The sequence below is a fragment of the Phormidium pseudopriestleyi FRX01 genome (genome assembly GCF_017313335.1).
In the GTDB taxonomy this organism is placed as follows: Bacteria; Cyanobacteriota; Cyanobacteriia; order Cyanobacteriales; family Laspinemataceae; genus Laspinema; species Laspinema pseudopriestleyi.
In genome coordinates, this window is record NZ_JAFLQW010000621.1 from 1 (window position 1) to 5,808 (window position 5,808).

2 protein-coding genes are annotated in these 5,808 nt (G+C 47.1%); both read right to left on the bottom strand.

Annotated features, from left to right (window positions below):
* Positions 1-149: 149 nt before the first annotated feature.
* Positions 150-2,864 carry a GAF domain-containing sensor histidine kinase gene (locus J0895_RS23645; RefSeq protein ID WP_207090440.1) on the bottom strand — a complete coding sequence of 905 codons (2,715 nt, stop codon included), beginning with the start codon at positions 2,862-2,864 and terminating at the stop codon, positions 150-152.
* 1,111 nt (positions 2,865-3,975) lie between these two features.
* Positions 3,976-5,808 (bottom strand): SbcC/MukB-like Walker B domain-containing protein (locus J0895_RS23650; RefSeq protein ID WP_277989896.1); only part of this gene is annotated, 1,833 nt, incomplete at its 5' end.

The window sequence follows — 5,808 nt, forward strand, 5'->3', positions numbered from 1 at the left end:
CGATAGAGCGCTACATTAACGACCCTCATCATGGTTGGACTACAGTGTAGGCGGTTAAAACCGCTCGTGTGGGCTTTCCACATAGCATCTTTAGAGCGCGAGGCTACCAGCCCTACCGTGTTTCTCTTGTGTTTTTCCAAGGTTTTCCCCTAGGAACCGACTGCCATAAGTTCGGGTTTATTAACGATCGCATTCTCGGATTGACGGACGGGAATTTCAATGACAAATTCTGCTCCCTGTCCCGGTTCAGAAATACACTCGATCGCACCTTTATGTTTTTCGACGACGATTTGATAACTAATCGATAGTCCCAATCCTGTGCCTTTCCCGACGGCTTTGGTGGTGAAAAATGGGTCGAACAATCGAGCTTTTATCTGTTCGGGAATTCCCGGTCCGTTATCACCGATCGCAATGATGATTCGGTCATTCTGTCCCTGTTTCTTCACCCATTCGGTGCGAATGGTAATCCGGCTGGGTTTTTGGCGAATTTCTTCTATAGAGCGCCTTTCATTATAACTCTCTAAAGCATCAATTCCATTCGTGATAATATTCATCAACACCTGATTGAGTTGTCCGGGATAGCACTCAACTCGGGGCAGTTTGCCATAGTCTTTGACCAATTCTATGCCCAAATGACCCGCTTTGGCTCGTAAGCGGTTTTGGATAATCAGCAAGGTGTTATCAATCCCTTCATGAAGGTTGGCAAACTTCATTTCAGCTTGGTCTAGGCGGGAGAAGTTCCGCAAGGATAAGACAATTTCTCGGATGCGATCGGCGCCAATTTTCATAGAATTCAGGACTTTTGGCATATCTTCTCGCAAAAAGTCGAGGTCTATTTCTTCGGCGATTTCTTCTATTTCTGGCACAGGTTCTGGATAATGTTCCTGATAGGCTTCTAGCAATTGCAGCAAATCTTGAGCATATCCATCTACATGAGATAAATTTCCATAGATAAAGTTAACCGGATTGTTGATTTCGTGGGCGACTCCGGCGACTAATTGACCCAAGCTGGACATTTTTTCGCTTTGAATGAGTTGTGCTTGGGTTTCTTGGAGTTGTCGTAAGGCTTGTTCTAATTCTGCTGCTTTGGTTTCGGCGGCGATCGCATTGGCGCAGGCGCGATCGTATAATTCCGCTTGATGGATGGCGATCGCCAACTGATCGGCGAGTTGCTGCAACAGTTCGATTTCTGAAGTCCGCCATCCTCTTGGTTTATGGCATTCATGGACAATCAACAGTCCCCAAACTTTGCTTCCCCGAGAGATGGGAACACTCAGACTCGCCCGAACTTGTAAATGTTGCCAACAGGCGAGATGTTGGTCGTTGCCGTGGGTTTTATACACATCTTCAACGGCTCGAACTGGGGGCTGTTTTCCCCCTTGTAATTGTTCGGCACATTCTTTGTAAAAGCAATCATGTTCTTTGACGGCTTCACGCAGACAGATTTTGGAGGTACTTTCTTCTACAACAATTTGGCCTATGGTTTCTTTGCTAAACTGATAGATAGCAACGCGATCGGCTCCCAATAATTGTCGCACTTCCCGCGCACTGGTTTGCAGGATAGTATTAATATCTAAAGTGCGGCGAATATGTTCCCCAATTAAGCGTAAGAGAGATTCTCGCTCCATTGTGGCGCTTTTTTGGGCGTACAAGCAGGCTTGTTGGATGGAAATCGCTAGTTGATCGGCGACGGCGCGGGCGAGTTCCCGGTCATGTTTGGACCACTGCCGGACTCGGGAACATTGATTAATATAGAGGATGGCGTGGAGTCTGCCATTGGCTTGTACCGGCAATACCATCGAGGATTTAATCTCGGCTTTGTCGTATTCTTCATTTTGTTTGCCGATGCGGGGGTCTTCGCTGACATCGGAGATGACGACTTCTTCTCGATGGGCGATCGTCCATTGGGTTATGGGTCCGTGGGTATCAAAGTCATCAATGGAGGAGGGAAAGGGTTCGCGACAGATTTCAAATAAATGCTCTCGGCGGAAGGCTACATCGTTAGCGGCATTCCAGAAACTGGTGTCGCGGTGGCGATCGCCGGTTACCCCTTCTTCCCGATCTTCGACGAGGTGGATTAAGCAGCGATCAACTTCTAAGGCTTCTAGCAGTTGGGCGATCGCCTGGGTTAAAATTGTTTCGAGGTCGAAACTCTGACGGGTTTGGTTAACGATTTGATTGACCAAGCTCTCTCTTTGTGCTTGTTTTTGAACGCGATCGTACAGTTGCGCTTGCCGAATGGCAATTTCCAGTTGTTGGGCGATCAGTTGGACAAATTCCACCTCAGCAGTTGACCAAGTGCGGGAATTCTGTGAGAGACAGGCGATAAAGCCGATCCATCCCTCCTGTCCTTTCACGGGAACCAACAAATTGGCAACGGCATCCACTGTCCCCGGCGCAGCAGGGGGGTTGTCCGGATCCATTTCCGTTGGGTGATTTTCGGGACCCTGCATCAAGTTCTGAGGGGGGCGTGCTACAGGACAATTGGAGATCAGGCGCGTCATGGCAGCAAAGGTCCTGGACTCATTCATGGGACCGCAACTGATCACCATTTGTCCTTGGGCGATCGCGCTGGCGGAGGTTCCAAAAATCTCTAAGGGATGATATCCCACCTCAGAGAGGGGTTTCGTTCCCTCTAATGCTGCAAATTCCTGATTTCGGGTCCGTTTGCAGACCACTTGCACCCGTTCCGTGCGTTCAAAGTACCACAAGAAACTACAGGCATCTAAGTTCAGCATCGCTGCAATCTCATCCACCGCTGTCTGGAGGATCGTTTTAAGTTCCAGAGATTGCCAGATTTGGTCGATGACTTTTCGCAACAAGGCATTGCGCTTTTGGGGGTCTTCTATCTTAGTGTGTTCCAACGGATTACTCAGAGAGACAGTAGGGATAACGCGGGGAAGCAAAAACAAACTATTGAACATGGAGAACACCTCACCGATACTAATGGTGGGCCGCTTAGATTGTAGTTTTTTAAATTGACGAGGGACTTGACCCCGCACAGAACTCGGGGTTTTCTCAACTTCTATTATTATTTATTTTTATCCCCTGATATTTTAACTTTTGTAAAAATTATCATCGAACCCTCAATTTTGGGAGGGGTACTGCTTTAAATTTAGGCGGGTTTTCACCCTAGAATTGTATCTTATGTTACCCTTTTAGGCTCTGCATAGTTTTGGCTGCTTTGGGATTTAATTTATAAAAATTTTGGAATTTGATTTGAAAAGTTATAAATTATACCCGAACTCGGCAATCTAGTCAACACTTGGAAGGAGTAAATAAAAGGGGAGACAGGACACTGGGGAGATACTCTCCTCGGAATTAGTTCTCCGTGGCAAGACTCCCGACTTCTGGACTCGGTTTTAAACAACAAGCTTTAGAAACATCAATGACTCATGGATGGATGAGGATAGTTGCAAGCAAAAGTGTCAGGTTTGAGCCATAAAATAAATTCTAGGGATAGTTACGCTTCCAAATCGGCTGAAGTTTTAGAAAGATAGTTTTCTAGCTCTTGAATCATGTTTTTTCGGCTTTGTAAGTCCCGTTAAACCCTATTAAAGTTTTGCTGATTTCCTTTGAAATGAAGTTCAGTTGTAAGGGTTTGAAAGGGGATTTGGCCTATATTTGCCCTAGAATATTTGAGTTAATAAGCTTACTTACCAAAGGCCGAGTAATCGTTATAGCGTTTCCCACAGTTATTCGCGTACATTTTTGGAGTGCGTAAAGCCTGAGCCCGGGCTACGCTGTGCGGCGTAGCGTGTACGCGCGAGCCCAAACATCGAGCTTCGCTAGGATTATCCAATTTAGATGGAAAACAGCTTAGGCTAAGTTAAATTTGAGGTTTAAATGTTTGATTGCACAGGTGTGGGTTGGGGAGAGGGTTGCCGATCGCCTCCCAGAGAAGGTCCCGCAGAATCAGGCCCCCAATCGTTTCGGGGATGAAATTTATTCCCATAATTTGTCAGGAAATCCTGATTAAACGGATAAACTAAGTTGAGAACCATTTTGATTTTTGCTGACTTCAATCCGGGCTTGAAACGCTTCGCGAAATTGCGGCATATGGGTAACCGTAAGAATGCAAGCAAATTCCGAGGCGATCGCATTAATCGCCGCAATCAAGCGATCGCACCCTTCTCGGTCCTGAGTTCCAAATCCTTCATCCACAATTAACATTTGTAACGAAGTTCCCGCCCGATGAGCGAGTAATCGCGCTAATGCTAACCGAATCGCAAAATTAATCCTAAATGCCTCCCCCCCCGAATAAGTTTCATAAGCTCTTGTCCCTCGCGCATCGGCAATTAAAATATCCAAAGTATCAATCAACTTGGTGTTTTTTTTGCTCCGTCCCCGACTAGCGCGCTGAGTCACAAATTGAACATGAAGTTGATTGCCACTCAGGCGAGACAAAATCTGATTGGTTTCTCCCTCCAACTGCGGCAACACATTTTCAATCATCAACGCTTGTATGCCATTTTTGCCAAATGCCGTTGCCAATTCCCGATAAACCCGTTCTTGACGATGAGAGGTTGCCAGTTGTTTGCGTTGTTCTTCAGACTGACTTTGGAGTGCCGCGAGATGCTGTTGTTGTTGCTGTAGCCGTCCTTTGGTTGCCAGTAAACTATCCAGAGAGGACCGCAAAAGCTGGATTTGTTTTTCGGTAGCTTTGATGCGATCGCCGGGGTCTGGAATGTCCTGAAGTTGCTGATGCAGCGCTTGCATCTGCTGGCGTACCGCAGTGCGATCGCCCGATCGCGCCTCCAACTGACGAGTCAACTCCCCAATCCGCTGTTCCACTTGCGGATATTGTTGCTGTGCCTGCTTTAACTCCTCCATTCGTCCCAGCCAGAGTTGCGCGGTTCTTAACGCACCTCGCAGACGGTTATGTTCCTGGGGGTCATAGCCAATGGTTTGTAAATGGCGATCGAGCAAGGCAATCTGCTGCTGCAAGGGAGAGTTCGTTTGTTGCGCCTGTAATGCCGCTTGTACTTGTGCCAGTCGTTGTTCTAACTCCGGCTTCCGCCCTTGTAATTGCGCCATTTGCCGTTGGGATTGCTGAATTTGCCCTTGCTTAATTTCCCCCCAGCGCCAGCGTTTTTCCTCATTCAGAGCCAAACTGCGGTCTTGATCATTGTAATTTAACTGTTGCAGAGACTGCTCCACCTGTTGCAGTTCATGGTATAATTCGCTTGCATAACTTCCCGTATGTAAAGACTGTTCTAACTGTTGTTTTTCTAACGTGAGATGTTGTAAACGGTCCCGGGAGGCTAAAGTGGCATCAATTTGAGCTTGTAATTGTCCCCGACGTTCCCGTAAGGCATTGTAGTGTTTTAACTCCTCCTCCAGTTCGCGATACTCCTGACGCAGAATCTGAATTTCCCGATCGCTCGTTGCCAGTTGTTCTTTCAACACCCACATCTGATTGATAATCCCCTGTTCCTGCGCTTTTTGCTTTTCAATCACTAAATCCCAATGATGTTCATCCAAGGGTCTGTCACACAGGGGACAGAGTGCATCGGGGACTTGCAACATTTGGATTTTTTGTGTCACCGCTGCCAGTTGAGTTTCATAATCGGAGGTTTGTGCCATCAGCCGTTCCATAAAGCTGCGGCGTTCTAAGCCTTTTTCTCGCACCCGTTGTTGATAGACTCGTTTTTTCTCTAAGGCATTAATGGCGATCGCCACTTCTCCGAGGCTATCCTCTAAAACATAGCTATGATCTTGTTCCATTTCCAGTCGATGAATTTGACCGGCCACTTCTTCCAGGCGTGCAGATAAACGAGTGCGGATGCGATCAAGTTCCCCTTGCAG